This window comes from Paenibacillus sp. MBLB1832 (assembly GCF_032271945.1).
Classification (GTDB): Bacteria; Bacillota; Bacilli; order Paenibacillales; family NBRC-103111; genus Paenibacillus_E; species Paenibacillus_E roseopurpureus.
Genome location: NZ_CP130319.1, coordinates 2,210,207 through 2,233,959, shown reverse-complemented (window position 1 = coordinate 2,233,959; position 23,753 = coordinate 2,210,207). Strand labels below are relative to the sequence as shown.

Genomic DNA, 23,753 nt, shown 5'->3' with positions numbered 1-23,753 from the left:
GCGTCTGCGTCTCCAGCAGTTATCCTTTTGGTTTAACGAATAAAGCGGCCAAGAACGAGAAAATAATCGCGGACGATACACCCGCCGAGGTGACTTTGAAAATCCCAGTGATAATCCCGATGTAGCCGTCCTTCTGAAGCTCTTCTAGTGCTCCGTGTACTAGCGCATTCCCGAAGGAAGTAATCGGTACGGTTGCACCTGCTCCAGCCCATTTAATAAACGGATCATATAAACCCAAACCATCGCCAATCGCACCTAACACAACAAGTGTGCTCATTGTATGTGCAGGTGTCAGCTTGCCAACGTCCATCAAGAGCTGCCCCAACACACAAATCGCGCCGCCAACGATAAAAGCCCAAACAAAACTCATACGTACACCCCTCCAGACTCTATGGCAACCGCGTGCGCGATACAGGGAATGCTTTCTCCTTGCTGAAACGATAAAGGTGATAACAAGGCGCCCGTCGCGACAACAAGGATTCGCTTCAATTCCCCCGCAGCGATTCGCTTCAGCAGATGACCGTAGGTCACCGTGGCTGAACAGCCGCAGCCGCTGCCGCCAGCTTGGACCGTTTGCGTTTCCCGATCGAAGATCATGAGCCCGCAATCGGAGTAGGTAGTTTGCTCAATCGGGAAATGATGCTTCTCGAAAAGTTCGCGCGCAATGCTTGTCCCGACGGCTGCGAGATCCCCAGTCACGATCAGATCGTAATACGATGGATCGCGTTCCAACTCGCGGCAATGTGTTTGGATCGTATCGACCGCAGCCGGCGCCATCGCTGCGCCCATATTGAACGGATCGGTAATGCCCATGTCCACGATCCGCCCTATGGTTGCCGCGGTGACCACGGGACCGTCACCGCTCTTCCCGAGCACGGCGACGCCAGCGCCCGTGACCGTGTACTGCGCTGTCGGCGGCTTCTGCGAACCGTATTCCGTCGGATAACGGAACTGCTTCTCCGCCGTGCAATTGTGGCTGCAGGTACCCGCCATCACATAGTTGGCGGCTCCAGAATCCATCAGCTGCGCGGCAAGCGCAAGACCTTCCATCGACGTGGAGCACGCACCGAATATGCCGATATACGGCATATTTAAGGTGCGTACCGCGAAGGTGTTGGAGATGATCTGGTTCATGAGGTCGCCGCCCACATAGAACTGAATCTGACCATCCGTCAGGCCTGCCTTCGCCAAGGCGCGCTGCGCTGCTTCTTCCAGCAGTGCCTTCTCTGCTTTTTCCCACGACTTCTGCCCAACGGTCAAATCATCATGGACGATATCGAAATCCGCAGCGAGTGGCCCTTTCCCTTCATCTGGACCTACCACAGTTCCCGTAGATAAAATGACAGGTCGATTCTTAAACAGCCAACTTTGATGACCCTTTAACATCGCATCAGCTCCCGTTCATGAAGATCAGATGGGCAATTCCAACGAAAAACGCTGCTACCGTACCGAATACGATGACAGACCCCGCTAATTTGAACATATTGCCGCCGACGCCCAGCACTAAACCTTCTGAGCGATGCTCGATCGCCGCGGAACAGAGCGAATTGGCAAACCCCGTGACGGGAACCGAGCTTCCAGCGCCTGCCCATTGAGCAATTTTGTCATAGATACCAAAGCTGGTGAGGATGACCGAGATGATGATCATACAAGCAACGGTAGGATTCCCAGCCGTTTTTTCAGTGAATCCGAACCATTTAATGAACATTTGCATAAAGCATTCACCAATGAGACAAATCGTCCCGCCAACCAGAAAGGCGCGACAGCAATTTTTAACCACAGGCCGCTTCGGTTCTTGCTTTTTGGCTAGCTTTTGATACTCTTCCTGCGTCATGGTCATATTTTTTTTCTTGTTGTTAGCCATATCTTACACCAATTCCTTCCGAGGCTACATTTTCAAAAGCACTCCAATTTGTTGAATCACCTTGGTTAGCTGTTCGGAACTTGTTTCATACATTTGTTTAGCTTCCTTATCCTGCGTTGTTAACGAGTACAGTTCCAAATCAGCTTCACATTTCTTCAGCATGGCCAGCAACGCAGGCCGCTCCGTCGGTTGCGGGACTTGAAGCTTGTCGTCATACAAATCAACCGTGAGCTCGCCATGTGTGTCGACTTGCCCGAGGAACACATTTTCCTTGATGACGCCCAGCTTCTCTAACTCGTTTAACAGCCAGCCTTGACCTCTGCCAGCCGCGGCTAATGGTTCATTTTGGATCACGCCATCCATCATTACAGCTTGTGTTGGCTTCTCCGTGACAAGCTTCATGCCCAAGTGCTTGGGCGTCAGCGGCTGCAGTTCGCTTTTCAGCAGTACACTTAAATCTCCACTGGATTCCAGCATCGCAAATTCGACATCAGCCACACGAAAAATGCTTTTCGTTCGGAGCTGTTCCAACAACTCGTCGCCGGTATACCGTTCTTTCTTTAAATTGTCTTCCAATATCTTTCCATCTTTAATTAAAACTCGGCCTCTTCCTTCAAACCAAATGCGTAACGTTTTGCTTTTCAGGGTTAGGGTCTCCAAGATAAAAGGAACAAGCACCCAAACCAGAATCGCAATGATACCATGCCAGTAATTCGATTCAACATCGGTAGAAATGTTCCCCGCCAAATCCCCTAACGTAATCCCGATCACATATTCAAAGAAAGTAAGCTGGGATATTTGCTTTTTGCCTAGAATCCGTGTCAGAACAAATAAAAACACTAAGGTGGATAACGCTCTTACCGCAATATGTAACCAATCTGACATCTCGTTCCCCCTTCTCAACAATCCCTCATTACGTTCATTATGTGCCATTTCTGGGCGAACTATCATTGATCTCAATTGGATTTAATTGTTATATTGATTCGCTGAAAACGCGGGCATATTAACAACCGCAAACCAGAGAGCAAGGACGAACTGTTCTCATCCCATCACAGCGATTAAAGGAGTGCAAGTCCCATGACAGTTGCCACACAAGTGAAAACCACCCTAGCTTCTTTAAAAAGCGCCCAAGCCAGCTTAGAATCCTTCGCGCTAAGCACGCAAAATCAAGAAGCGAAGCAGCTGTATGAGTCAGCAGCACAATCCACGCAGCAAATTGTGGATCAAGTCTCTTCTCGTGTGCAGCAATTAGAAAGTGAAGAGCCGCAGTACAAAGGATTCTAGACATAAAAACAGCCGCTGCGATGAACTCGCATACGGCTGTTTTTTACATGAATAAGGCTAGAAAAAGAACTAGCAACACGTATAGAACAAGAATACATAAACGTAACTGTTGAATTGGCATCGAAGCCGCCCTCGTTTCTTTAGGTTTCAAGGTTTCAAGCCCCAGGCTTACTCAGCTGGCTGACCTGATGCTTTACGCAATTCGTTTGCAAGTCGATTGAACTCTTTTCTAGCTTCCCCATCATCGGTAGCGAAGTAAGCTGCCGACAAAAATGCAATGATCTTGTTTGCATCCTCCACACTCAACATAACTTAACGCCTCCTGAACTGCCTAAATTACCTGTCAAGTACTCCAGTGTATTCACCCATGGGCAGGTGCGTGCACAAAAAAGAGCTCGACTTCATCCCTGAAGTCGGCTCCTCGCTAGGTCCAGCTTATTCGGTTACAGTTACCGTAATTGGCGACCATTCACCAATAATGGTCTGTCCATGCAGGGACGTGCTCCCTTGCGGCGACAAATCTTTCTCCGTCATTAAACCAAGGGCTACGGTGAATCGATTGAATTTGATCGGCACATGTTGTTCACGTCTAACTTCCTGACCGTTTACATAGAAAATGACTTCATCATTTCCACGGTCATACGTAATTTTGTATGTGTTGAATTCACGCGGCTGGAAATTCGTTTCCTCTTTGAAAATACAGAAGAAACGCGTTTTATCTGTCTCTGGTACTTTAACGCCCGGGAATGGCAGAACCGCATACACACTTGCATATTTATCATTGCCTGCGAAGAAATCAAGCGCTGCCCCTGTCGTGAAGTCAAGCAGGTTCAACGAAACGAAACCATCGTAGAGATCATTCGGCTCTGTATTTTGCGTGCGCGCCCGGATTTGTAGCTCGAATGAAATTTCACCTTCCTCGGGAACGTCAACTTCCTTCGCTGAATAGTACATATGCTTCGCATTATCTAGAAATTGCACATAATCGTTCTTGCGGCTTAACGGCGCGCGTGCATACAGAATGCCATTACGCACAATAATCGTTGCGTTAGGCTCTCTAAACTCCCAGAACGATCCGTCAGGCATCGGGAATCCCCCGATTTTCCAAACTTCGCCTTCTGATAAAATTGTATGAAAATCACCCATCGTAAATTGTCTGCTCATCGATTAGCCCTCGCTTTGTTGTTAGTTTGTTTGTTAGTTAAGAATAGCTTGTACAACCAACGCCAGCATCATAATCAGGCCGCTTCTGGTCGTAGCCTTTAATGACGCTCCCATCAAAGGAAGATAGGCAGGAGATGGATTCTCTGACTTCAAATTCCGATACACCTTGATCAAAGGCACGGCTGTTAGCAAAGCGATCAGTGTATAATAAGGGAATACGCCAACGAGCACACAAGTAATAAGTACGATATACGAAAGTGCACATAAGGATTTGGAAAAGAGCAATGCTCTTTTTTCGCCCCAGACAACAACTAGGGTTCGTTTACCTGCGGTGCGATCTGCTTGCCAATGAAGAAAATGATGATTAAATAAAATCAAAGTCGTAAATAAGCCGATCGGTAGTGATAAGAGAAGTGGACGGTAATCGACCTGCATCGTTTGAACATAATAACTACCTAACGTAGGCAAAATACCAAAAGATAAGAGAATGGCAATTTCACTATAGCCTTTACCGCGGTAACCAAATTTAATAGGCGGCGCTACATAGAAATACGCGATCAATCCACCTAACCCGCCAAATAAAAGCACGAGCCAGCCGCTGGTAAGACTTAAAATAAGCCCGCAAACAAGAGCAAGAGCGAATATGGCCCACGTCACAAAGCTAAATAAACGTAACGTTATCGTTCCATTCGCCAAAAAGCCCGAGTTTGTTGAGATTGCAGATGCTGTCTCCTTGGCTGCTGTGTCGATACCATTACGAAAGTCCCACAAATCATTAATCATATTGGAGAATAAATGCGCAGCAATTGAACCGATAAACGTTAAAACAAATAAATACGGATGAAACGTATCGTTCCATACAATAGCTCCTAATCCACCTAGCACAACGGGAATGACCATGACGGGAATAACCCGAAACCGGGATGCTTTCAGGAACAATGATAGGTTATTCATTTCTCTCAATCCTTTCGATAAAACTCGCTATGTCCCTCATACTATCCCAATCTTACTAGATTCTCAAGTAGGTTTGGTTTCCCTCTCAACCACCTGTTGCCAACTGTGGCAATTGCGTGAAAACGCAAAAAGATGACTAGCATTTCGCTAGCCATCCTCATCTACTATTTTATTATTTGAGATAAAAAACTTCACGCATCGGTTGAATCGGTACCGCTTCTCGAAAATCGAAGGAACCTACGACCATCTTAGAAGTAATTGCGTTCCAGCGGTTGCAAGCTTCACTTTCAGCCAAGTAAGCGAATGCTGCGTCCAAATCATCACAGAGGAAACAATAGAAGAATTGATTCCCATTTTGAAAAATGGAATAATCCCGAATGCCCGCTTTAGTGTGCTCTTCCAAAATTTCTGGCCACGGTGCCAAGTGCATGCTTACATATTCTTCTAAATCTTCTTCGCGAATCGTCCACGTCCACGCGAATTTACCACTGTTCGTCAACGGAAACATCCTCCCCAGGTTGAATTTCTATACCTATTTCAAGTCGAATGACTTATAATCCTTTATGGTTACAAGAATTATGATAGATAGACATCTAGATGGGAGCGATCACATTGTTCAGCACGGTTGTACATGCCTGTCTGCTCGGCTTCGGACTTATCCTGCCGTTAGGCGTGCAAAATGTATTTGTATTCAATCAAGGAGCCAGCCATCGTACTTACTTTGGCGCACTTCCTGTCATTCTCACTGCTGCGGTATGTGATACGATCCTCATTAGCGCTGCCGTATGCGGCGTTTCGCTCATGATACTCACATTCGATTGGCTGCAAACTGTACTCTATGCGCTGGGATTCTTCTTCCTTCTCTACATCGGGTGGATGTTGTGGAGAAGTCAATCACAGCCCGAAAGCCATCAGGTTCAAGAGAAAATCAGTCCCAAGAAGCAAATGCTGTTCGCAGCCTCTGTCTCATTATTGAATCCTCACGCCATTATCGATACGGTCGGTGTTATTGGAACCAACTCCATTCAATATGCTGGCGGAGAGAAGTGGGCGTTCACGATCAGTATCATTCTCGTCTCTTGGATTTGGTTCTTCACTCTAGCCCTAGCTGGCCGCTTCGTAGCTTCTCGAAATGGTAAGGGTACGCTCATGAGCAAATTAAATAAAATCTCAGCCGTGATTATCTGGGTTGTTGCCATTCAGATGGCTATTCATCTCCTCTATACGTAGAAGAAACTAGCGTTTAACAAGATCCTCACGAATTGGCGTAAAGACGTCTAGCAAGGCAGAATCCTCCAATGCGGTAACGCCATGTCTAGCTCCGCTCGGTATGTAAATCGTTTGACCTTGCTCAATCACGGTCACAACGCCATCGATAGTAAACTCGATTTTTCCTTTTAAACAATAAGACATTTGCTCATGCACATGACTGTGCTGATAACCGACGGCACCAGGTTCAAAGTGGACCTCCATCATCATAAGGCCACCTTCAGCCTTCAATATACACCGTGTTACACCTGGTTCTGCTGCTTCCCATACGCCGATATTAGACATTCGATATACTCCCTTCCCCTATAAGCACTGTTAATTTGAATGCAAAAAAGGGCCGCAAGCGGCCCTTCACTTACCTAATCATTATATCTTAGAAGAACCTAAATGAACATACTTGAAAACAAATGAACGTTACGCCGTTGTAGCTGCACGATCTTTTCCTTTGTCGGCCTCGCCAGCGTTCTTGTTCGCCGCTTCGCGATCCAACTGCATCTCTTCCACCGATTTCACCTTCACTCGAGCTGCCCCTTCATAATCCCTCGTCGGAATGAGCTTGCCTGCGGCCAAACGCTGCTTTGCTTCTGCAATAGCCGAGCTATACTGTGGCAGCCACGCTTCTTGGGCGACCAGCATTTCATCCACCATCTGCCAAATTTCCTTCGGATTACAGACTGCGCCTACAAGCGGATCCATCATGAACGCTTGACGCAACAGCTTGTCGTCCCCATGAACCGCTGCTTCTACCGCTAAACGCTGAACCGAGATGCTGACATTACACACAGCCGCGGGACCTAAAGGGAGATCACCAACAAGCGGCATAGAAATTCCGTTGCGATCCACATAGCCTGGCGCCTCAATAATCGCATCGTCTGGCAAGTTCGAGATGACACCTTTGTTGACCACGTTGAAATGTCCGCGATAAATACGGCCTGTTTCAAGCCCCTCAATGATGTAGGAGCCATGCTCTTCACTGCGCTTCTCACTGGAATAGACGAATGCAGGATCCCTCATCCAGTTCGGGAAATCTGTCTCGAACCAGCGGCGGCCTTCGGTGCATACACGCAAGTATCCGCCTGTTTCCCCATTAATCCAGGAGCCCATGTCAATCCAATCTTGAATTTCACTAGCGCGTTTGCGATACCATGGCACGTATTCACTGAGATGCCCATTCGATTCTGTGCTGTAGTACCCAAAACGACGCAGCATATCGATCCGTACTTTCTCCGTACGTGCGTATTCGGTATGGTTTTCGAACGCTTCCAGAAGTCCAGCCGTTAAATCCTTACCTTCATGTGTTGCTTGGATATACCAGGTTTGATGGTTAATCCCCGCACAAATAATGTCCACGTCTTTCTTATCCAGCCCATAGACATCCGCGATTTGATGATGCCCATGCTGAACGCCGTGACAAAGCCCGATCGTGCGTACACCGCCGTATTTGTTACATGCCCAGGTCAACATCGCCATCGGATTCGCATAATTCAAGAGCAGGGCATCGGAAGCTGCAACTTCCCGAATATCCTCGCAAATCTGCAGCATTTCAGCAATGCCACGCTGTCCGTACATGATTCCGCCTGCGCATAACGTGTCACCGACGCATTGATCCACCCCATATTTCAATGGAATATCAACATCGGTCGCAAACGCCTCCAGACCTCCAACTCGGATCGTGCACAAAACATACTTAGCGCCTTGCAAGGCCACCCTGCGATCTGTTGAGGATTGAATTTGAATAGACAACCCATTCTCTTGAATGTCCCTTTGGCAGAGCTCCGTAACCATATCCAAATTGTGTGAATTGATGTCAGTAAAAGCAACTTCCATATTGTGGAATTCAGGAACCGCGAGTAAATCTCTCAACAATCCACGTGTGAAACCAATGCTTCCTGCTCCAATAAATGCAACCTTAAATGACATATTCATCGCCCTCTCTATCAACTCGTCTATGTTTCACATTGTACCAAGTCGATGAGAGAAAACGTTATCAAATTCCTAACCAGAATGATCTCCATGTGTCAAAAATTCTAACTTCCTTCTGGATACATGAGCTTATGCGTATTCATGGAATTGCGATATTCCGTCGGGGTCGTGTTCGTATGCGCTTTGAACAGCATATGGAAATATTGCCTGCTGCCGATCCCGACATACTCCGAAATATCCGAAATGGGGATATCCGTTTCAAGCAGCAGCATTTGCGCTTTCTCCATGCGTATCGCAGTTAAATATTGGACAAGTGTTTGTCCTGTAACAGCTTTGAACACACGCTGCAAGTACCCAGGATGAAGATTAACCGCTAGGGCGATATCTTTGACTTGAATCTCACGATCATAATTTTGAAGCATATAGTCCATGCTTTGTCTGACATAGAATTCACTCTGTATAAGCCTGCCGCTGACTGTTTCACGCTGCAATCGAGCGATTCGAATTAAGAGCTGCGCGAGTAAAAGTTGAACCATCGTCTCGCTTCTCTCTTGCCCTTTATCCAGCTCTAGTACAACGCTTTTCATCACATGATAGACTTCATCTGGATCACGCAGTACCAAATATGGCGTCTCCACCTCTAATAAGGAGGCGAGTTGCGACTCATTCGAGGCTAGCTGCTGGATGGATGGCATCAACCCTTGCTGCGCCGCGAAGCGGAATTCGCAATTTAGCATACGGCACGGCTCGTCGTCCCCGACGATCAGTCGATGAGGAACATTCGCATCCAGAAGAATGAATTCTCCTTTTTTAAGGCGGACGGTATCGGTCTGATCGGGGGTACGATCCATTTCAACATCGCAAACCCCTTGGATCGTATACATAATCTCTGTCGCATCGTGTGTGTGAAACGCCATATGGAAGCCTTGCCACTGTTTAAAATAATACGCAACCACTTGGGGTTGGACGGGATGATTCGTCGTAATCGTTGGGAACAGACGTGAACGTCGCTGCATAGGAGCTCCTTCTGCCTTCTGATGGGATCTTATGGTCATTGTACTCCCGCCTTGGCAAAAAGAAAATCCCTTCCTGCGCCTGCAGAAAGGGATTCTGATGTTCAACATGAACTTTCCTATTCTTTTTCTCTACTGGTTTTCGAAGAAAAAGGATGCCGTAAATTATCCACGATTTCTTCAACAGCTTCACTGATCAAATCCGTTGCTGTCGTCGCTTCCTCTTCAGGCAGGGTTGGAATCGTGTCATTGCATACATGATCGAAATAGTGACTCTTATCCATCATTGATCGCCTCCTGTTTCGAATATCTTCATTGAATTGTTTTGTGTCTTTACCGCCATTTTTATACATCCAAGTGTGACTAACCCCTAAATTCATCTTGCCTAATTGCCTTTTATGGAGTAAATTAAACCTATATGAACGTATATCAACATAAATAAACCAATTTTAAGGAGAAATGAACCCATGGAAATCCGTTATGCCTCACACCCGAATGAAGTTAAACAATTTGATACAGAGCGTCTTCAAGCTGAGTTTCAAATTCAATCCTTGTTCACACCTAACCAAGTTACCTTAGTATACTCTCACGTTGACCGTTTCATCATTGGCGGTGTATTACCAACAACAGAAGCTGTTCAACTGCAAGCTGATACAAAAGAAATGGCAGCTGACTACTTCTTAGAGCGCCGCGAAATCGGAATCATTAACGTAGGTGCACGCGGAACCATCACGGTTGATGGTACTGTTTACACGATGGATTCCAAAGATTGCATCTACATTGGACTAGGTTCCAAAGAGATCACTTTCGCGAGTGATGATGCCGCTAACCCTGCAAAGTTCTACTTCAACTCGACACCTGCTCACAAAACATACCCAACGGTGAAAGCCGCGATCAGCGAAGCGACACCTGCACACCTGGGCAGCATCAATACATCGAATGAGCGTACGATCTATAAATACATCCACTTGGACGGCATTCAAAGCTGTCAGCTTGTAATGGGGATGACGTTGTTGAAACCAGGCAACATGTGGAACACAATGCCGAGCCATACACACAACCGCCGTTCCGAGGTTTATTTCTATTTTGACATGCCAGAAGATGCGGTTGTGTTCCACATGATGGGTGAGCCGCAGCAAACTCGTCACGTGGTTATGCGTAATGAGCAAGCGATCATTTCCCCTAGCTGGTCCATCCACAGCGGTGTCGGCACGAACAACTACACATTCATCTGGGGCATGGCTGGCGAAAATCAAATGTTCAATGATATGGACGCCGTGGCCATGCAAGATTTAAAATAATCGGTAATCCCTTAAATAAGAAACGGATGATAACCGATGAATCCTTTGCGCAGATATGAAACAATTATGGAAGTCCTCCTCGCTCAGAAGGAAGTTTCCGTGAATGAATTGAGCGAACGACTCGAAGTCACAGGTAAAACCATTCGCGAGGATTTAGCTAAACTGGAGGAAAAAGGACTGCTCATCCGCATCCATGGCGGTGCCATGCTTGCTCAGAGTGATCAGCTCGGGATTCTTTCCGCGAAAGAACCGAATATCAAGCATGCAGACAAAAAGTCGGAAATCGCGACCCTTGCGCTTCGCTATATCCAGCAGCGCGATATTATCGCGCTGGATGGCGGCAGCACCACGCTTGAAATTGCTAAGCGGCTGGACAATCAGCCGCTTACCGTTGTAACGAATGACCTCTATATAATCTCGGAGCTCGTTCACAAAGATGAAATCCGGCTTGTTGTTCCTGGCGGCTATCGCATACGCAATATGCTGGCAGGCCCGGAAGCCGTAGAGTATGTGCGCGGGCTGAACATTCAGAAATCGTTTATTTCAGCTACTGGTGTGCATTTGCAGCACGGATTCACGATCTATACGAATGATCTGGTTGAGTTCAAACGTGCACTTATTAGTTCAAGTGCGACTGTCTACGGCGTGATTGATCATTTCAAATTCGGTCAGTGCGCTTTGCGCACGTTCGCCACGCTGCCTGAGGTTGCTAAGATCCTAACGGACAGCGCATTGCCTCCAGAAACGGCGCAGCTTTACCGCGATAGCGGCATTCAGATTGAAACCTTATAAAACGGCTTAGACTATAGATTGTTAAAGGAGAACGTTATGACACTTTTTAATCTTACAGGCAAAACAGCATTCGTTACTGGCGCGTCAGGCGGTTTAGGGCAAGCAATGGCCATCGGACTTGCGGAAGCAGGAGCTAATGTCATTGCCGTGTCTTCATCAGAAAGCGTTCAAACCGTTGAAGCCATTCGTGCGATTGGCGGCAAAGCCGAACTGATCGCGGCTGATCTAAGCAACGAAGACATCCTGGAAGATGTTGTTGCGAGAGCTATCGGCATTTACGGCGCCATTGATATTCTTGTCAACAATGCGGGTATCATTCGCCGCACACCTGCCGTGGATCACGCGCGTCAAGATTGGCACGATGTGATTGACCTGAACTTGAATTCGGCATTTTTCCTATGCCAGCTTGTTGGTCGCCATATGATCGAGCGCGGCAGCGGCAAGATCGTCAATATCGCATCCATGTTGACGTACCAAGGCGGCATCAATGTCCCTGGCTATACGGCAAGTAAACATGCGATTGCTGGTGTAACCAAAGCACTAGCGAATGAGTGGGCTGGCAAAGGCATTCAAATCAATGCCATTGCACCTGGCTATATGATGACGAACAATACAGCACCTATCTTAAAAGATGAGAACCGCACGAAATCCATCACGGAGCGTATTCCAGCAGGTCGTTGGGGTGCACCAGAGGATTTGAAAGGCCCAGTAGTCTTCTTATCTTCCAGCGCTTCCGATTATATGAATGGTCATGTGCTTTGTGTTGACGGCGGATGGATGGCACGATAGATGGGCATCGGAACCCTGGCTCACACCGTCGGGCATTTGCCGTTGAAGGAACTCACGCAGAAGCTTAGCGGACGCGGGATTGACTTCGTTCAGCTTGCACTAAGTAAAGCGATTAGCGACTATGATACGAGTCTTGGCAAGCTAAGTCCAGCTCTCGCCAATCATATTGGCGAGCAGTTTGATCGCGCGGGGGTCCGTATCGGCGTATTGGGCTGCTACATCAACCCGATCAACCCCGACGTGCAGCAGCGTCGCTATGAAATTGACCGTTTCAAGGAGCATCTGCGCTATGCGCGCGACTTCGGTACGTCGATTGTGGCGACGGAGACAGGTGATCTTGCTACGTATCTCACGCAGGATGCGACCGGGTATGAAGCGATCGGATGGTCGATCTTGAGACAAACCGTGGAGGAATTAGCAGAAGAGGCCGAACGATGGGGCGTCCATATTGGGCTTGAGCCCGTGTATACCCATACCCTTTCTAGTACGGAGAAAATGGCACGCATCCTGGACGAAGTGCCGTCCAGCACGTTAGGTGTGGTGTTCGATCCCGTGAATCTGATTCCACCAACGGTGGTTGAACCACAGGATCAAGGAAAATTTCTGGATCATGCTTTTGCTGCATTTGGCAGCCGCATTGTGCTCGTACATCTGAAGGACTATATTGTGAACAATGGTCAAAAGAATGAGCTTGCCTCTGGTAAGGGTATATTCGAGACCACTTCCTTCTTATCCAAGCTGCACAAAGCTAAGCCTGGCATCGACATTTCCTTGGAGTGTCTCGAAGATCAGACCATTGAAGAAACGTTCCGATATGTGCGCAATCTGCTAACATAAGAGCCAAAAACCCCCGAAAGTCTCGTGTTTCGAGCATTCGGGGGTTTTCTCATTTTTTAATATTAGGATCCGTTAGAACTTGATAACTCTCACCCAAATGACTTTGCAGCGCCTTCAGGGCCGCAACGCCGACAGCGATGTCATCCTCGCCCGCGCCGCCGCTCACACCAACACCGCCAATGACTTGCCCGTTCACCACAATGGGAAATCCGCCTACGAAAATCGCAAACTTCCCTGGCATCATCGCATGGATGCCAAATGCTTCACCGTGAATCGTCGCTGGCCCCCCTGGCTGATTGAATAAATGCGTCGAACGCCGATGTCCGCTTGCTGTAAAAGCCTTGGCAATCGCAAGCTCGGGGCTTGTGTTACGCGCTCCATTCATGCGCTCAAGTGCCAGGAGATAGCCTCCTTCATCCACGATACAAATGGTTTCGACAGCCTTCAGCGCTTCTGCCGCGGCAATACCAGCAGCTATCATGACTCTAGCTTCTTCCAGTTCCAGTTTCAGTGTCGTTCGCAAGTTGCACATCCCATCCTTCCAAGCACATTTTTCCATGTATATGGATAGTGCTTGGGAAAAAGTCCATTAAAAAAGCCTAATCAGCCCCCGAAAATGGGACATGATTAGGCTTTTTTTAGCTTTCTTGGTCGTGGGCTTAGTCCTTCGTTGGACTATTCCGCACTACTCGCGTCGGACGCTCCACCCAATTCTCACGGTTCATGCGTTTAATCTGATTAATCGGATTAGCTGCATCTATTACTTCAACTTGCAACTCTGTCTGTGCAGCAGCAAGCTTTTCTTTATAGCCTGTTCCAGGCGCGGGTCCACCGCCGCCATTGCGTTTTCCTTTGTTCCACACGCGATTCTTGCTCATGCCACCACTCCACTTTTTTAGGTTTAAGTGTAATAGCAGAACCTCCAAAACGCAAATGTTAGTTGCGCGAATGGTTACAGAGCAAATGCTTTGGCCAGCAATCGATACGAATGCAAGCGAGACTCCACGTTGTGAATGGGTGAAACCACCATGATTTCATCTGCATGATACGCCTCATTCAACTTCATGATTTCTTCCTTCACTTGCTGTGGCGTGCCAACAATGCGTCTATGACGGCCACTGCGGATCATCGCATAATCATTCTCGGTATACGGATAATCTAGTGCTGTACGTACCGAAGGGAACCATGGCAATAACTTGCCTTTCCCAAGCGATAGGAAAAATAAATCCGTGCTCAGCGCAAGCTGATTCGCTTCTTCTTCCGTGTCCGCACAGATGGCCAGCACGGCTGCCAAGGAATACGGCTTCGCATTCAATCGAGACGGCTTGAAATGCTCCCGATATATGCGCAGCGCTTGCTCACAATCCGCATTCCCAAAAAACTGGGCAAAACCAAATGCAGCCCCTTGATCCGCGGCAATCCTCGCGCTGTCATAGGACGAGCCGAGCAGCCAAATTTCTGGCGCCGTCGAAATTACAGGTGAAGCGTGCAAACCTGCGAAGCGGTGCCCCGCTGGCAAATCATCATAGAGATAACCCGTCAAATCGGCGATTTGCTGCGGGTATGAATCAACGCTTGTATATTTACCCTCTTGCAGCGCACGTGTAGAGATTGGCATGCCGCCAGGCGCACGGCCTAATCCCACATCAATACGCCCAGGATGCAGGGCTTCTAGTAAACGAAAGTTTTCCGCAACTTTATAGGCGCTGTAATGAGGCATCATGATACCTCCTGAACCTAAGCGGATGCGTTCTGTTTTGGCAGCCAAATGTGCAATCAGAACTTCTGGGCTGGAATGCGCTAAGGCTTGGGAGGCATGATGTTCGGACACCCAAAAGCGGTGATAGCCGATCCGTTCTGCATCTTGCGCCAGCTCCGTCGTTTCAGCTAAAGTCTGAGCGGCGTTACGACCTTCCCCAATTTGTGACTGATCTAAAATACTTAGTTTCAACATACAAATTCACCTCCAGCTAACTGTAACATATAAAAGCACAGAATAGCAAAAGCCAATTCTGCACACGAGGATGACGGTGAAAACGGTTAACGTAAAAACATTATAATATTTTAATCCAATTAGTCTTAAAGTGACAAAATCTCACATTTTACACCTCTATCAAACGGTATCAATAGATGGTAATTTAAGATATACATCCTAGTGAGGGAGAGATTTCCATGAAAACCATTTACGAGAATTATAGAGGTTTTAAGATTCATAAAGACGACAGTACGTATAAGGCGATACAAGCGGATCAGATCATGTTCGCTCAATCGCCGCTTAGTGAAGTTCTGGATTCCATTGACCATTATATCGACGTGACGGAAAGCACAAATACAGCCCATCTAACGTCTACCTTACCTCAAAATTAACACTTATCTCTGCCCGAGCAGTTGGAGATGGCTATGTTGTACCCTGTACAACATAGCGGCTGAGATCGGCACTGCCAGCCTGCAAGTTGTAGTCCTGTGAGACAGCCCCATCCAAACGCAACACACAAAAGCCCGCTCCTCCAGCCATAACGGCTGCGATAAGCGGGCTTTTCGCTATAGAATTACATGGTTCACCTTCATCAATTCGGCTACCTTCTGAAACAGCGACGCATTGTGTCCGATGGACATCGCGCAGTGATGCGTCGGCGCCTCCGCGAACCAACGCGTCATATAAGCGTCTGGATGCTCACGGAACTTTACCGGCGTCTGCGTGTTGCCGATCTTCATGATCGCTCCGTTCGTCGACGTCCCTTCACTGGAGATCAGCTTCAGCCTGCCATCGCCCGTCTGTGTCACATTCAGCGTTGTGATCGCGCCAGTCTTCACTTTCGCCTCAACGGATACGCCTGTCCCCTGCTTCCCATGGTACAGCCCCATGCCGCGCAGAATGGGCTTTCCTTCGGAAATCGCGATGTGGAACGGCCCGTCATGGCCGAGAAGGATCGTCTCGTCGAAATAGTCGACCACGACGATCTCGGAGAAGCTGCCGCCGACGCCGAGAATGTCGCTGATTTTCATTGCGACTGCCGTCTTCAAGTCGCCTTCGCCTGAGCACGGGATGCCTCGCGCTGTGAGCAGCGAGTGCCCCACAATGAAGCCGCCTTGCAGCTTCTCATACTCACCGCCTGGCGCTCCGTGGTAGTAATACGACAAGGCGTCCAGATCGTAAGCGCGCACGAGCTTCTCCTGCGCAGCCGCGACTCGGCAGGACCATTCGAGCTGTTCTTCCGTCGGCTTCTTCGCGATGGGATCGGAAGGCGAGTCGCCGCTTATTTGGAACATCGCATGGATTTCCTCCAGCTTCTGCTTCACATCCTGGGCAGTCACTTCCTTCAACATCCGGTCCAGATCGCACATTTCCAGCACTTCCACGTGCAAACCTGTCTGCGCCGAAATCATTGTGAAATCGCTATACATATCCAGCATACCGCTGTAGGTATTGCCCAGGAAGCCGAAACGGCTGCGCAGAAGGGTTCTAGGCACGGCAGCAGCACGGACCCACTCCTCGATTTCCTTCCATGCGCGAATCGCCTCGAAACGCTCATGGGTCACTTCATCCGTCAGTGAAATCGCCGGCGTATAATCCAAGCCCAAGAGGCCGTTCACAACTCGGAAAGGAATGCCTGCGCGATTGAATACATTCGCAAACTCTGGTACAGGACAAGCTCCGCAATGCGCTAACCACTCACCTGTTGTCGATTGCTCATAATTAAGCCTCGCTGTTGGCTGCAAGTTCAAGAACACGACAGGTGCCTTGCAAATCTGATGGACAGGCAGCACCGTTGAGCTAGTGGAGTAGGTTGCTGCGTGGCAGAACACAAGATCAACGTGACGTTCGGCTAACCACTCTCCCGCTTTCCGCCCCTCGCCTTCGGTATCCACAAGCCCATAGTCATACACATCCGCCCAGGCAGACATCTTTTTCTCAATGAATCGTCCGTACGCTTCCAAACGCTCTTTCAATCCAGGAAATTGCTCCCAATAGGCACGGAGTCCGATTGAGTACAGCCCAATACGCGGTTTTAAACTTGCTTTGATAGGTGGAAATATCGACATCGCAGCCACTCCATTCGTTCATAAAAATAATAACTTTATAAACTTATTGTAACGGCTTACAATATAGATAACATCCAATAATCTTGGTTAAAAATCATAGAATCTTGCTAGGGCATGGTGACATCACACATGAGAGAAAATTATACGACCGCCTGGTCGGACGACTCGATCCGTTTCATTTCCAGCCCCTCTACGTTCGCAGCAACGAATTTGTATTATGTTCAGGAAATCGGCCATTTCCACACCCTCCCCGGTTATTTCACGGAGCGTGAAGGACTTGATTCTTACCTGATCGTGTACATCCAGAGGGGCAAGGGGAAATTGATTTATCAAGGGCACACATATACCTTGGAAGCTCGTCAGCTGTTTTTTATCCATTGCATGCCCTATCATCAGTACACTGCTGATCCTAACGATCCGTTAGAACTGCTGTGGGTCCACGTGTACGGCAGCTCAATTAGCGCCTATTACGAACAATATGCTGATCAGTATGAGCCTGTTCTTCCGCTCGCCAATGAGAGGATTCCCGAATTAATCACGCGCACGCTCCAAATACAGCAACAAAAAAGTGCGGCCACAGAACTGCTGACCTCCCAGTTGCTCGTGGAATTGCTGACGACCATCCTCCTGTCCTCACAGGAAAAAGACCTGTCCGAATCGGACAAGCCTGCCTATATTCATGCGATTCGTCAAACATTGGAGCAGCGCTTCTCGGAGCCTATATCCCTAGACCAATTAGCGCAAAAGCATGCGGTCAGCAAATACAATATGGCCAAACGATTCAAGCAGTTCACAGGCTTCTCGCCGCACGAATATTTGATTGGTATTCGCATGGTTCATGCGAAGGAGAAGCTAAAGTATTCCGATATGCCGGTCTCCGAAATTGCGGCTGCGGTGGGTATCCATAACGTCAGCCATTTTATCAACCTTTTCAGAGATCGCACAGGCGACACACCGCTTGTCTATCGGAAGAAGTGGCAGCGGCCCAGGTAGACAATTATTTCAGCTCTGCTTCATCCAGAATGGCTGGAATTTCAATTTATTCAAACTCCCCGTGCGCTATGCGGCTATCGTTCTTCCCATTTATGAATGATAGCTGCTACAATTTCCTCTTTCGTCTCCTCCGTTAACCCATTCCGAAGCTCAGTAATAAATTCAATGAATAAGAGCGATAACAGCTCATGCAGCTCCATGTTCAGCGACTGGTGATGCTTCCATTGCAAATCGTCGAAAAAGACACGCATCCGATTCACCTCTGCTGGGTGCAATCGGACATTTAACGTTAAATAGGATGCTCGGTCATGGCTGCTCGATTGGAAAGAAAGTCCCCATTGAAACCCAGGCACACTGCCTGACGAAGTTCGACCTGTCAACGGTGAGTTCGCATTCGAGCTGGATACGATCCCTCCAAATTTACTTCTCAACTGCAGCATATAGGTAAACAGATCCTTCCCTTTACGGACGTGATCCATGAAATTATCAAAGAGCAGCTTCACGAGAAATGTCTTATTGATGCCGTTAAGATCCTCTTGCGAGGTATAGACGATATCTTCCAAAAAGGCGTCTGCCCGTTCAAAATAATCACGAGGCGCCCGCACCTTGAACGTTGGGTAGACGTCTTCGGTCCCCCTGTGAAATAAGCCCGTCCATGATTTTAATGTGAGCATCCGAATCCCCCTCTTCTTTTCCCTCTTAAACTACTATTCCGAATCTAGTAAGAAAATGACTAGCCTGAAGCAATATCGTCCAACTTTGCAGTAAATTTTAACTTTCAGCGCATGACTTGCATACACATAGTACTTATAAGCAAAATGAAAGGAGTGCACGTCATGAGGTTAGATGAATTGCGAGGGCGGATTGATGAGATCAATCTGGAGCTCTTGAGCCTGCTGACAGAGCGCGCACAGACAGTTCAAGAGATCGCTTCCGAGAAGGAAAAGCAAGGCGTGCCTAAATTTGACCCGCTTCGCGAGAAGAAAATGCTAGAAGACCTAGTTGCTAGGAACACAGGCCCTTTTACCGATGAGACCATTCGCCAATTATTTAAGCAAATTTTCCAAGCCTCCCTGTCTTTGCAGCTCATTGACCATAAGCAACAACTGCTCGTTAGCCGATCTAAGCAAAAGGCAAACACCGTAATTCAGCTGGGCTCCACGGTTATTGGCACTGGAAAGCCTGTGATGATCGCTGGCCCCTGCTCCGTGGAAAGCTACGAGCAAGTGCGCACCGTTGCTGCCGCGCTTAAGGCGGCAGGTGTCACTGTGATGCGCGGAGGTGCGTTCAAACCCCGAACTTCACCTTACGATTTTCAAGGCTTAGGACTAGAAGGGTTGCAAATCCTCAAAGAAGTTGCCGACGAATTCGGGCTGCGCACGATCAGTGAAATCGTTGACCCTTCCCATATTGAAATCGCAGATCAATACATTGATGTGATCCAAATTGGCGCAAGAAACATGCACAATTTCGAGTTGTTGAAGGCGGCGGGCGATGCGCCAATCCCGATTCTGTTGAAACGCGGACTCTCCGCTACAATTGATGAATTCATTCACGCGGCTGAATATATCCTATCCCGCGGCAATACACAGGTGATGCTGATCGAACGCGGCATCCGCACGTATGAGAAGGCCACTCGGAATACGCTGGATATTTCCGCTGTTCCTATTCTCAAGCAGGAGACCCACCTGCCTGTTTTGGTTGATGTGACGCACTCGACAGGTCGCAAAGATATTTTTGCACCATGTGCCAAAGCGGCCCTAGCCGCAGGTGCAGACGGGATTATGGTCGAGGTCCATCCGACCCCTGCTACCGCGCTTTCTGATGCCGCGCAGCAACTGACCATAGACGAATTCAACACCTTTTTCGAGGTGATTCGGCAATCTGGCTTATTTTGAATAGGAGCGCTGCAAGAAGCAAAAAGCCCCCAACACCACAATCATACTGTGGCATTGAGGGCTTATGTCATTAAACCGTTTTATCAACAAAAGCGACGTGATTCTGGTCAGCGAACTTTTTCAATTTCGCTGCCATGGCTGGGATATCAAAGCGATTGAACGTGCGGTTGTACACCCAACGCGGCGATTTGCCTGTGAGTTCAATAATAATTTGACCTGGAACGTGAACGATTTCTTTAATATTTTCAGCCTCAAGAACAAGTTCTCTAGCTAAACCGCGCTTCGCGAGATTCGTCTTAGATACTCGTAAATACGGTCTGCGCACGGTATAAATAAGCAATCCCACTACAAGATAACTCAACGTTGTAAACCAATACATCTTGTCCCCGTCTGTCTTCGTCAGCGTGAACAATAAGAAAATGGCGACGACGATGAAAAACGCTGATAATAAAATACTTCTGCCTTTGAACACTTCTGCACGATCAGGATCTGTTGAAATCGGGGCTTTGCCCTGTTTGGCACGGACCAGGTTGGCCTTTTTTGAATTTTTGCTAACCATTCTTTCCCACTTGCGAGACATGTCTGTCACTCCTTGGCTAATATCGTCCCATTGGCTTCTTTCCTGCGATTCTAGCCTCTGAACACTCTGATCTCATAATCCCATATTTCCAGGCGAATGTCGATATTTGTGTTTAGGAAAAAGTACAGCCACATGTCTTCGACAAACGATTGCAGAAGAACCTTGTCGAAATCAAACCATTAATATCTAGGGCTTTTCCCTCATTGTTCCGCGTGTTTCTTTGGGCTATAGTTGCCTCATGGCATATTGGTTAGGCATATTCCCCGTCACCCTCGCATATCTTGTATAGTTGCTTATTTCTGAAAACCCAACTGAAATTTTACAGAAAATTAAGTTCAAACTTGAAGGGATGTTGATTTCCAATTCTTACACTCGCGCAAATTCAAAGTATCGAGACACAATGCCTGAATCCGCAAGATGCCATTATTCTCCGCCTGCTTATCGAGGGTGTTGCCCCTCACGAGATTGTGTATTTGAGAAGTAATTCCTTAGATGAATTAAAACAAATACTTACGGTAACCGATGCGTTCGGCGCCACCAAGCAGATTCAAGTTTCACGAACGTGTGTGGAACGGTTTCATGCCGCATTGAAACAAACGAAGTACTATATGTGCGGGGATGGGAAGAAGCAAGTGGCGTCTACACCTACACCGTTAAGAGAGAGTTCTTTTCTGATCAAAATGAGCATGTCCGACTACGTGGCGAACCGTGCCATGATCACGGAATTGGATTCCGTGATTCTGCGAACAATCTATATGCGGCTTCGCCGATTAGCCGAATATTTCAAAATGCCGGAGCTCACCCATCTAACCACGGTGAAGCTAGAATTGAAGCAGCTTGCGCACGCATAACCTGGGATGATGTGAGGGCCGATTGGCTTTTTTATAGTTAAAATTGTATGCAAAAAAAGAAGGCGGATCCCCAGTTTCACTGGTCATCCACCTTCTTTTATTTCGTTTGTGCGCCTTGCAGCACATGTCTTCGTTTCTTTAGCTCCGGCCATGCAATGCCGAACATCGTAATGGTGACACCGCACCATTGCAGTGCATTGACCGGTTCATGCAAAACGATAAAGGACAAAATGACCGCGGTCGGCAGCTCCGCCGCGCTCATAATCGTGGCCATGCCTCCACCGATGCGCGGCACGCCAATCGCGAAAAATAACGGCGGGATGACCACGCCGAACAGGGCTAATAACAATGCCCAAGGCAATAAAGATTCATGCAGCGAACCGTTCCACAGGAAGTGTGGCGGGAAGATCAGCATGATAATCACGAAAGAGCCTGTCTGCATCACAGCGCTTCGTGTGATCGGTGCAACATGATTCACTACTCGGCCGTTCATCGCAATGAACAACGCGTAGGTTAACGCAGATAGCAGCCCAAGCAGCACACCTACCAATGACGGCGCCTCTAAGTGGCCTTGTAAATAACCGCTCGCCATCATAATACCGATAATTAAGAAAATAAGGGCAATAAGCTTGTCTTTACTTGGTCGCTTACGATCAATAAGAGCCTCAAGTACGATGCCGATCCAGGTGAATTGGAACAATAGAAGAATAGCAAAAGAAGCCGATACATATTGCAGTGCTGCATAATAAAAGATACCCGTCAAACCAGAGCTTGTTCCAACAAGCATGAGCAGAAGCGTTTGCTTGGGTGAAACACGAAACGTTGGTCTCTCGGCACCTGCCTTCGCTGACTTAGACGTCACGAAAGCCATCAACCACAGCATCATTAATCCGAATAAAATTTGACTGCCAACGACATCACCTACATGAAATCCAGCCTCATAAGCTTTCTTCACGAAAGTTGATAGAAGTCCGAAGCTGATAGCGCCAGTTAGGACGTACACATAATACTTCATGCTAACGACCTTATCAGAATATCGCGCACGCTGTCTCTCGTCATCACTTTATACTGTCCAATGCTCGGTTTCATAAATGATTTATGAACTAATTCTTCAATTCGCTGATCGTCGATGCCATAATAGCCCAATCGATTCGGCGCCCCTAATGAATCCCAGAACTGACGCAAGGCCTGAATCCCTTCCATCGCAATTTCGTAGTCGCTCCTGCCTCTCTCTTCAATACCAAAAACGGTCATTGCCAGCTTCTTCATCCGACTTGGATCTTCCTCCGCACAGTGGGCCATCCAGTTCGGAAATACAATCGCTAACCCACCGCCGTGCGGGATATCATAAACAGCGGACAACCCGTGCTCGATTTGATGTGAAGCCCAATCCCCTCCGTCTGTTCCGCAAGAGAGCATACCATTAAACGCGGTCGTCCCCGCGTACATGATCGTTGCTCGATGCTTGATATTCTGCAGATCGTCAACCAGCTTAACGCCCGCTTCCATAACGGTTAGCAGCACAGATTCCATGAACCGATCCATCATTGGCGCATGTTCGGTTCGGTGGAAATACTGCTCGAGGACATGGGACATCATATCGACGATGCCATATACCGTCTGATCACGCGGCACAGATACCGTATAGGCAGGATCTAAAATGGAGAAAGCAGGATAAGCGAATGGACTGCTCCAACCGCGTTTCTCATTTTTTTCCCAATTCGTGATCACGGAGATATTATTCATTTCGGACCCCGTCGCAGCTAACGTTAGTACCGTCCCAAGTGGCAATGCGCGCTCTGGCGTTGCCTTCCTTGTGATAATGTCCCAAACATCTCCGTCATAAAACACCCCTACGGAGATTGCTTTGGCGCAATCGATGACACTTCCCCCGCCTACGGCCAAAATGAGATCAATGCTCATCTCACGGCATAACGCTATGCCTTTCTTGACGGTCGTCAACCTAGGATTCGGTTCAACGCCTGGCATCTCGATAACCGTTGCTTCACACTCACGTAGCTGCTTCATCACCGCATCATACACGCCATTTTGTTTAATGCTTCCGCCGCCGTACACCAGCAATACACGCTTGCCATGTGTGTCTACTTCCTGCTGTAATTGCTTGATTTGGCCTTCACCAAACCATAATTTGGTTGGATTATACTGCATAAATGATTCCATGTGTGGGTAAACTCCT

Annotated in this window: 30 protein-coding genes; 10 read left to right on the top strand and 20 right to left on the bottom strand. The window is 47.9% G+C overall.

All coding sequences use genetic code 11. The annotated features are described in order from the left end of the window. Positions 1-19: 19 nt before the first annotated feature. Genes spoVAE through MJB10_RS09605 form a run of 4 tightly spaced genes read right to left on the bottom strand, consistent with a single transcriptional unit; the run spans position 20 to position 2,749 of the window. Entirely contained in the window at positions 20-370 is a 351-nt protein-coding gene (gene spoVAE / locus MJB10_RS09620; RefSeq protein ID WP_314804019.1) for a stage V sporulation protein AE, read from the bottom strand. Next, a complete protein-coding gene (gene spoVAD, locus MJB10_RS09615) occupies positions 367-1,386 on the bottom strand; it encodes a stage V sporulation protein AD (protein ID WP_314804016.1) in 1,020 nt (339 codons plus the stop codon). The genes spoVAE and spoVAD overlap by 4 nt, the downstream gene beginning before the upstream one ends. A gap of 4 nt (positions 1,387-1,390) precedes the next feature. Then, on the bottom strand, positions 1,391-1,864 hold the full coding sequence (gene spoVAC, locus MJB10_RS09610; protein ID WP_314804013.1) for a stage V sporulation protein AC: 474 nt from the start codon (positions 1,862-1,864) through the stop codon (positions 1,391-1,393). A 24-nt stretch (positions 1,865-1,888) separates the two neighbouring features. Beyond that, positions 1,889-2,749, bottom strand: a complete 861-nt coding sequence (locus MJB10_RS09605; protein ID WP_314804010.1) for a DUF421 domain-containing protein — start codon at positions 2,747-2,749, stop codon at positions 1,889-1,891. A 192-nt stretch (positions 2,750-2,941) separates the two neighbouring features. On the opposite strand from MJB10_RS09605, the gene MJB10_RS09600 reads away from it, so the two are divergent. Further along, a complete protein-coding gene (locus MJB10_RS09600) occupies positions 2,942-3,148 on the top strand; it encodes a DUF1657 domain-containing protein (protein WP_314804008.1) in 207 nt (68 codons plus the stop codon). A gap of 168 nt (positions 3,149-3,316) precedes the next feature. Here MJB10_RS09600 and MJB10_RS09595 read toward each other — a convergent pair whose 3' ends face one another. The 4 genes from MJB10_RS09595 to MJB10_RS09580 all read right to left on the bottom strand — a co-directional run bounded on the left by MJB10_RS09595 (position 3,317) and on the right by MJB10_RS09580 (position 5,774). Then, positions 3,317-3,457, bottom strand: a complete 141-nt coding sequence (locus MJB10_RS09595; protein ID WP_314804006.1) for an N-acetylmuramoyl-L-alanine amidase — start codon at positions 3,455-3,457, stop codon at positions 3,317-3,319. Positions 3,458-3,583: 126 nt separating this feature from the next. Next, positions 3,584-4,312, bottom strand: coding sequence for a DUF6081 family protein (locus tag MJB10_RS09590; RefSeq protein WP_314804003.1), 729 nt, complete (start codon positions 4,310-4,312; stop codon positions 3,584-3,586). A 33-nt stretch (positions 4,313-4,345) separates the two neighbouring features. Further along, entirely contained in the window at positions 4,346-5,266 is a 921-nt protein-coding gene (locus tag MJB10_RS09585; protein WP_314804000.1) for a prenyltransferase, read from the bottom strand. A 172-nt stretch (positions 5,267-5,438) separates the two neighbouring features. Beyond that, positions 5,439-5,774 (bottom strand): L-rhamnose mutarotase, encoded by a 336-nt coding sequence (locus MJB10_RS09580; RefSeq protein WP_314803997.1) that lies wholly within the window; start codon positions 5,772-5,774, stop codon positions 5,439-5,441. A gap of 104 nt (positions 5,775-5,878) precedes the next feature. Between MJB10_RS09580 and MJB10_RS09575 the strand changes: the two genes are divergently transcribed. After that, a complete protein-coding gene (locus MJB10_RS09575; protein WP_314805550.1) occupies positions 5,879-6,496 on the top strand; it encodes a LysE/ArgO family amino acid transporter in 618 nt (205 codons plus the stop codon). 6 nt (positions 6,497-6,502) lie between these two features. Here MJB10_RS09575 and MJB10_RS09570 read toward each other — a convergent pair whose 3' ends face one another. The 4 genes from MJB10_RS09570 to MJB10_RS09555 form a co-directional block, all read right to left on the bottom strand. After that, complete coding sequence (locus tag MJB10_RS09570) at positions 6,503-6,820, bottom strand: cupin domain-containing protein (RefSeq protein WP_314803994.1); 318 nt, start codon at positions 6,818-6,820, stop codon at positions 6,503-6,505. 129 nt (positions 6,821-6,949) lie between these two features. Then, on the bottom strand, positions 6,950-8,455 hold the full coding sequence (gene melA / locus MJB10_RS09565) for an alpha-glucosidase/alpha-galactosidase (protein WP_314803991.1): 1,506 nt from the start codon (positions 8,453-8,455) through the stop codon (positions 6,950-6,952). 107 nt (positions 8,456-8,562) lie between these two features. Next, positions 8,563-9,474 (bottom strand): AraC family transcriptional regulator, encoded by a 912-nt coding sequence (locus MJB10_RS09560; RefSeq protein WP_314803989.1) that lies wholly within the window; start codon positions 9,472-9,474, stop codon positions 8,563-8,565. 116 nt (positions 9,475-9,590) lie between these two features. Next, positions 9,591-9,755 carry a hypothetical protein gene (locus MJB10_RS09555; protein WP_314803987.1) on the bottom strand — a complete coding sequence of 55 codons (165 nt, stop codon included), beginning with the start codon at positions 9,753-9,755 and terminating at the stop codon, positions 9,591-9,593. Positions 9,756-9,938: 183 nt separating this feature from the next. Here MJB10_RS09555 and kduI point away from each other — a divergent pair, with 183 nt between their 5' ends. From kduI to MJB10_RS09535, 4 genes are read left to right on the top strand one after another with little or no spacing between them, the layout of a single operon-like run. Continuing rightward, entirely contained in the window at positions 9,939-10,772 is an 834-nt protein-coding gene (gene kduI / locus MJB10_RS09550; protein WP_314803985.1) for a 5-dehydro-4-deoxy-D-glucuronate isomerase, read from the top strand. A 36-nt stretch (positions 10,773-10,808) separates the two neighbouring features. Continuing rightward, positions 10,809-11,564, top strand: coding sequence for a DeoR/GlpR family DNA-binding transcription regulator (locus MJB10_RS09545; RefSeq protein WP_314803983.1), 756 nt, complete (start codon positions 10,809-10,811; stop codon positions 11,562-11,564). 36 nt (positions 11,565-11,600) lie between these two features. Beyond that, positions 11,601-12,353, top strand: coding sequence for a 2-dehydro-3-deoxy-D-gluconate 5-dehydrogenase KduD (kduD, locus tag MJB10_RS09540; protein ID WP_314803979.1), 753 nt, complete (start codon positions 11,601-11,603; stop codon positions 12,351-12,353). Next, on the top strand, positions 12,354-13,190 hold the full coding sequence (locus tag MJB10_RS09535; RefSeq protein ID WP_314803977.1) for a sugar phosphate isomerase/epimerase family protein: 837 nt from the start codon (positions 12,354-12,356) through the stop codon (positions 13,188-13,190). Positions 13,191-13,239: 49 nt separating this feature from the next. Here MJB10_RS09535 and MJB10_RS09530 read toward each other — a convergent pair whose 3' ends face one another. From MJB10_RS09530 to MJB10_RS09520, 3 genes are all read right to left on the bottom strand, one after another. Next, the gene (locus MJB10_RS09530) at positions 13,240-13,749 is read right to left on the bottom strand and encodes a heme-binding protein (RefSeq protein ID WP_314803974.1); all 510 of its coding nucleotides are present in this window, start codon (positions 13,747-13,749) and stop codon (positions 13,240-13,242) included. A 100-nt stretch (positions 13,750-13,849) separates the two neighbouring features. Next, entirely contained in the window at positions 13,850-14,068 is a 219-nt protein-coding gene (locus MJB10_RS09525; RefSeq protein ID WP_314803971.1) for a hypothetical protein, read from the bottom strand. Positions 14,069-14,142: 74 nt separating this feature from the next. Then, positions 14,143-15,144: an LLM class flavin-dependent oxidoreductase gene (locus tag MJB10_RS09520; protein WP_314803968.1), complete on the bottom strand. Its 1,002-nt coding sequence runs from the start codon at positions 15,142-15,144 to the stop codon at positions 14,143-14,145. 218 nt (positions 15,145-15,362) lie between these two features. Between MJB10_RS09520 and MJB10_RS09515 the strand changes: the two genes are divergently transcribed. Beyond that, positions 15,363-15,557: a hypothetical protein gene (locus MJB10_RS09515; RefSeq protein ID WP_314803965.1), complete on the top strand. Its 195-nt coding sequence runs from the start codon at positions 15,363-15,365 to the stop codon at positions 15,555-15,557. A gap of 174 nt (positions 15,558-15,731) precedes the next feature. On the opposite strand, the gene MJB10_RS09510 is transcribed toward MJB10_RS09515, so the two are convergent. Next, on the bottom strand, positions 15,732-17,234 hold the full coding sequence (locus tag MJB10_RS09510; protein ID WP_314803962.1) for an L-fucose/L-arabinose isomerase family protein: 1,503 nt from the start codon (positions 17,232-17,234) through the stop codon (positions 15,732-15,734). 129 nt (positions 17,235-17,363) lie between these two features. Here MJB10_RS09510 and MJB10_RS09505 point away from each other — a divergent pair, with 129 nt between their 5' ends. Then, positions 17,364-18,227, top strand: coding sequence for an AraC family transcriptional regulator (locus MJB10_RS09505; protein WP_314803960.1), 864 nt, complete (start codon positions 17,364-17,366; stop codon positions 18,225-18,227). A 74-nt stretch (positions 18,228-18,301) separates the two neighbouring features. On the opposite strand, the gene MJB10_RS09500 is transcribed toward MJB10_RS09505, so the two are convergent. Next, positions 18,302-18,901: a hypothetical protein gene (locus tag MJB10_RS09500; protein ID WP_314803958.1), complete on the bottom strand. Its 600-nt coding sequence runs from the start codon at positions 18,899-18,901 to the stop codon at positions 18,302-18,304. A gap of 162 nt (positions 18,902-19,063) precedes the next feature. Between MJB10_RS09500 and MJB10_RS09495 the strand changes: the two genes are divergently transcribed. Beyond that, the gene (locus MJB10_RS09495) at positions 19,064-20,125 is read left to right on the top strand and encodes a bifunctional 3-deoxy-7-phosphoheptulonate synthase/chorismate mutase (protein ID WP_397386588.1); all 1,062 of its coding nucleotides are present in this window, start codon (positions 19,064-19,066) and stop codon (positions 20,123-20,125) included. A gap of 70 nt (positions 20,126-20,195) precedes the next feature. Here the strand turns inward: MJB10_RS09495 and MJB10_RS09490 are convergent, their stop codons facing one another. Continuing rightward, complete coding sequence (locus MJB10_RS09490; RefSeq protein WP_314803955.1) at positions 20,196-20,705, bottom strand: hypothetical protein; 510 nt, start codon at positions 20,703-20,705, stop codon at positions 20,196-20,198. A 473-nt stretch (positions 20,706-21,178) separates the two neighbouring features. Here MJB10_RS09490 and MJB10_RS09485 point away from each other — a divergent pair, with 473 nt between their 5' ends. Continuing rightward, the gene (locus MJB10_RS09485; RefSeq protein ID WP_314803952.1) at positions 21,179-21,556 is read left to right on the top strand and encodes a hypothetical protein; all 378 of its coding nucleotides are present in this window, start codon (positions 21,179-21,181) and stop codon (positions 21,554-21,556) included. Positions 21,557-21,653: 97 nt separating this feature from the next. Here the strand turns inward: MJB10_RS09485 and MJB10_RS09480 are convergent, their stop codons facing one another. Both MJB10_RS09480 and MJB10_RS09475 read right to left on the bottom strand, forming a co-directional pair. Then, the gene (locus MJB10_RS09480) at positions 21,654-22,571 is read right to left on the bottom strand and encodes a DMT family transporter (protein ID WP_314803949.1); all 918 of its coding nucleotides are present in this window, start codon (positions 22,569-22,571) and stop codon (positions 21,654-21,656) included. Further along, positions 22,568-23,737 (bottom strand): iron-containing alcohol dehydrogenase, encoded by a 1,170-nt coding sequence (locus tag MJB10_RS09475; protein WP_314803946.1) that lies wholly within the window; start codon positions 23,735-23,737, stop codon positions 22,568-22,570. Before MJB10_RS09475 ends, MJB10_RS09480 begins: the two co-directional genes overlap by 4 nt. Between the last annotated feature and the right edge of the window lie 16 nt (positions 23,738-23,753).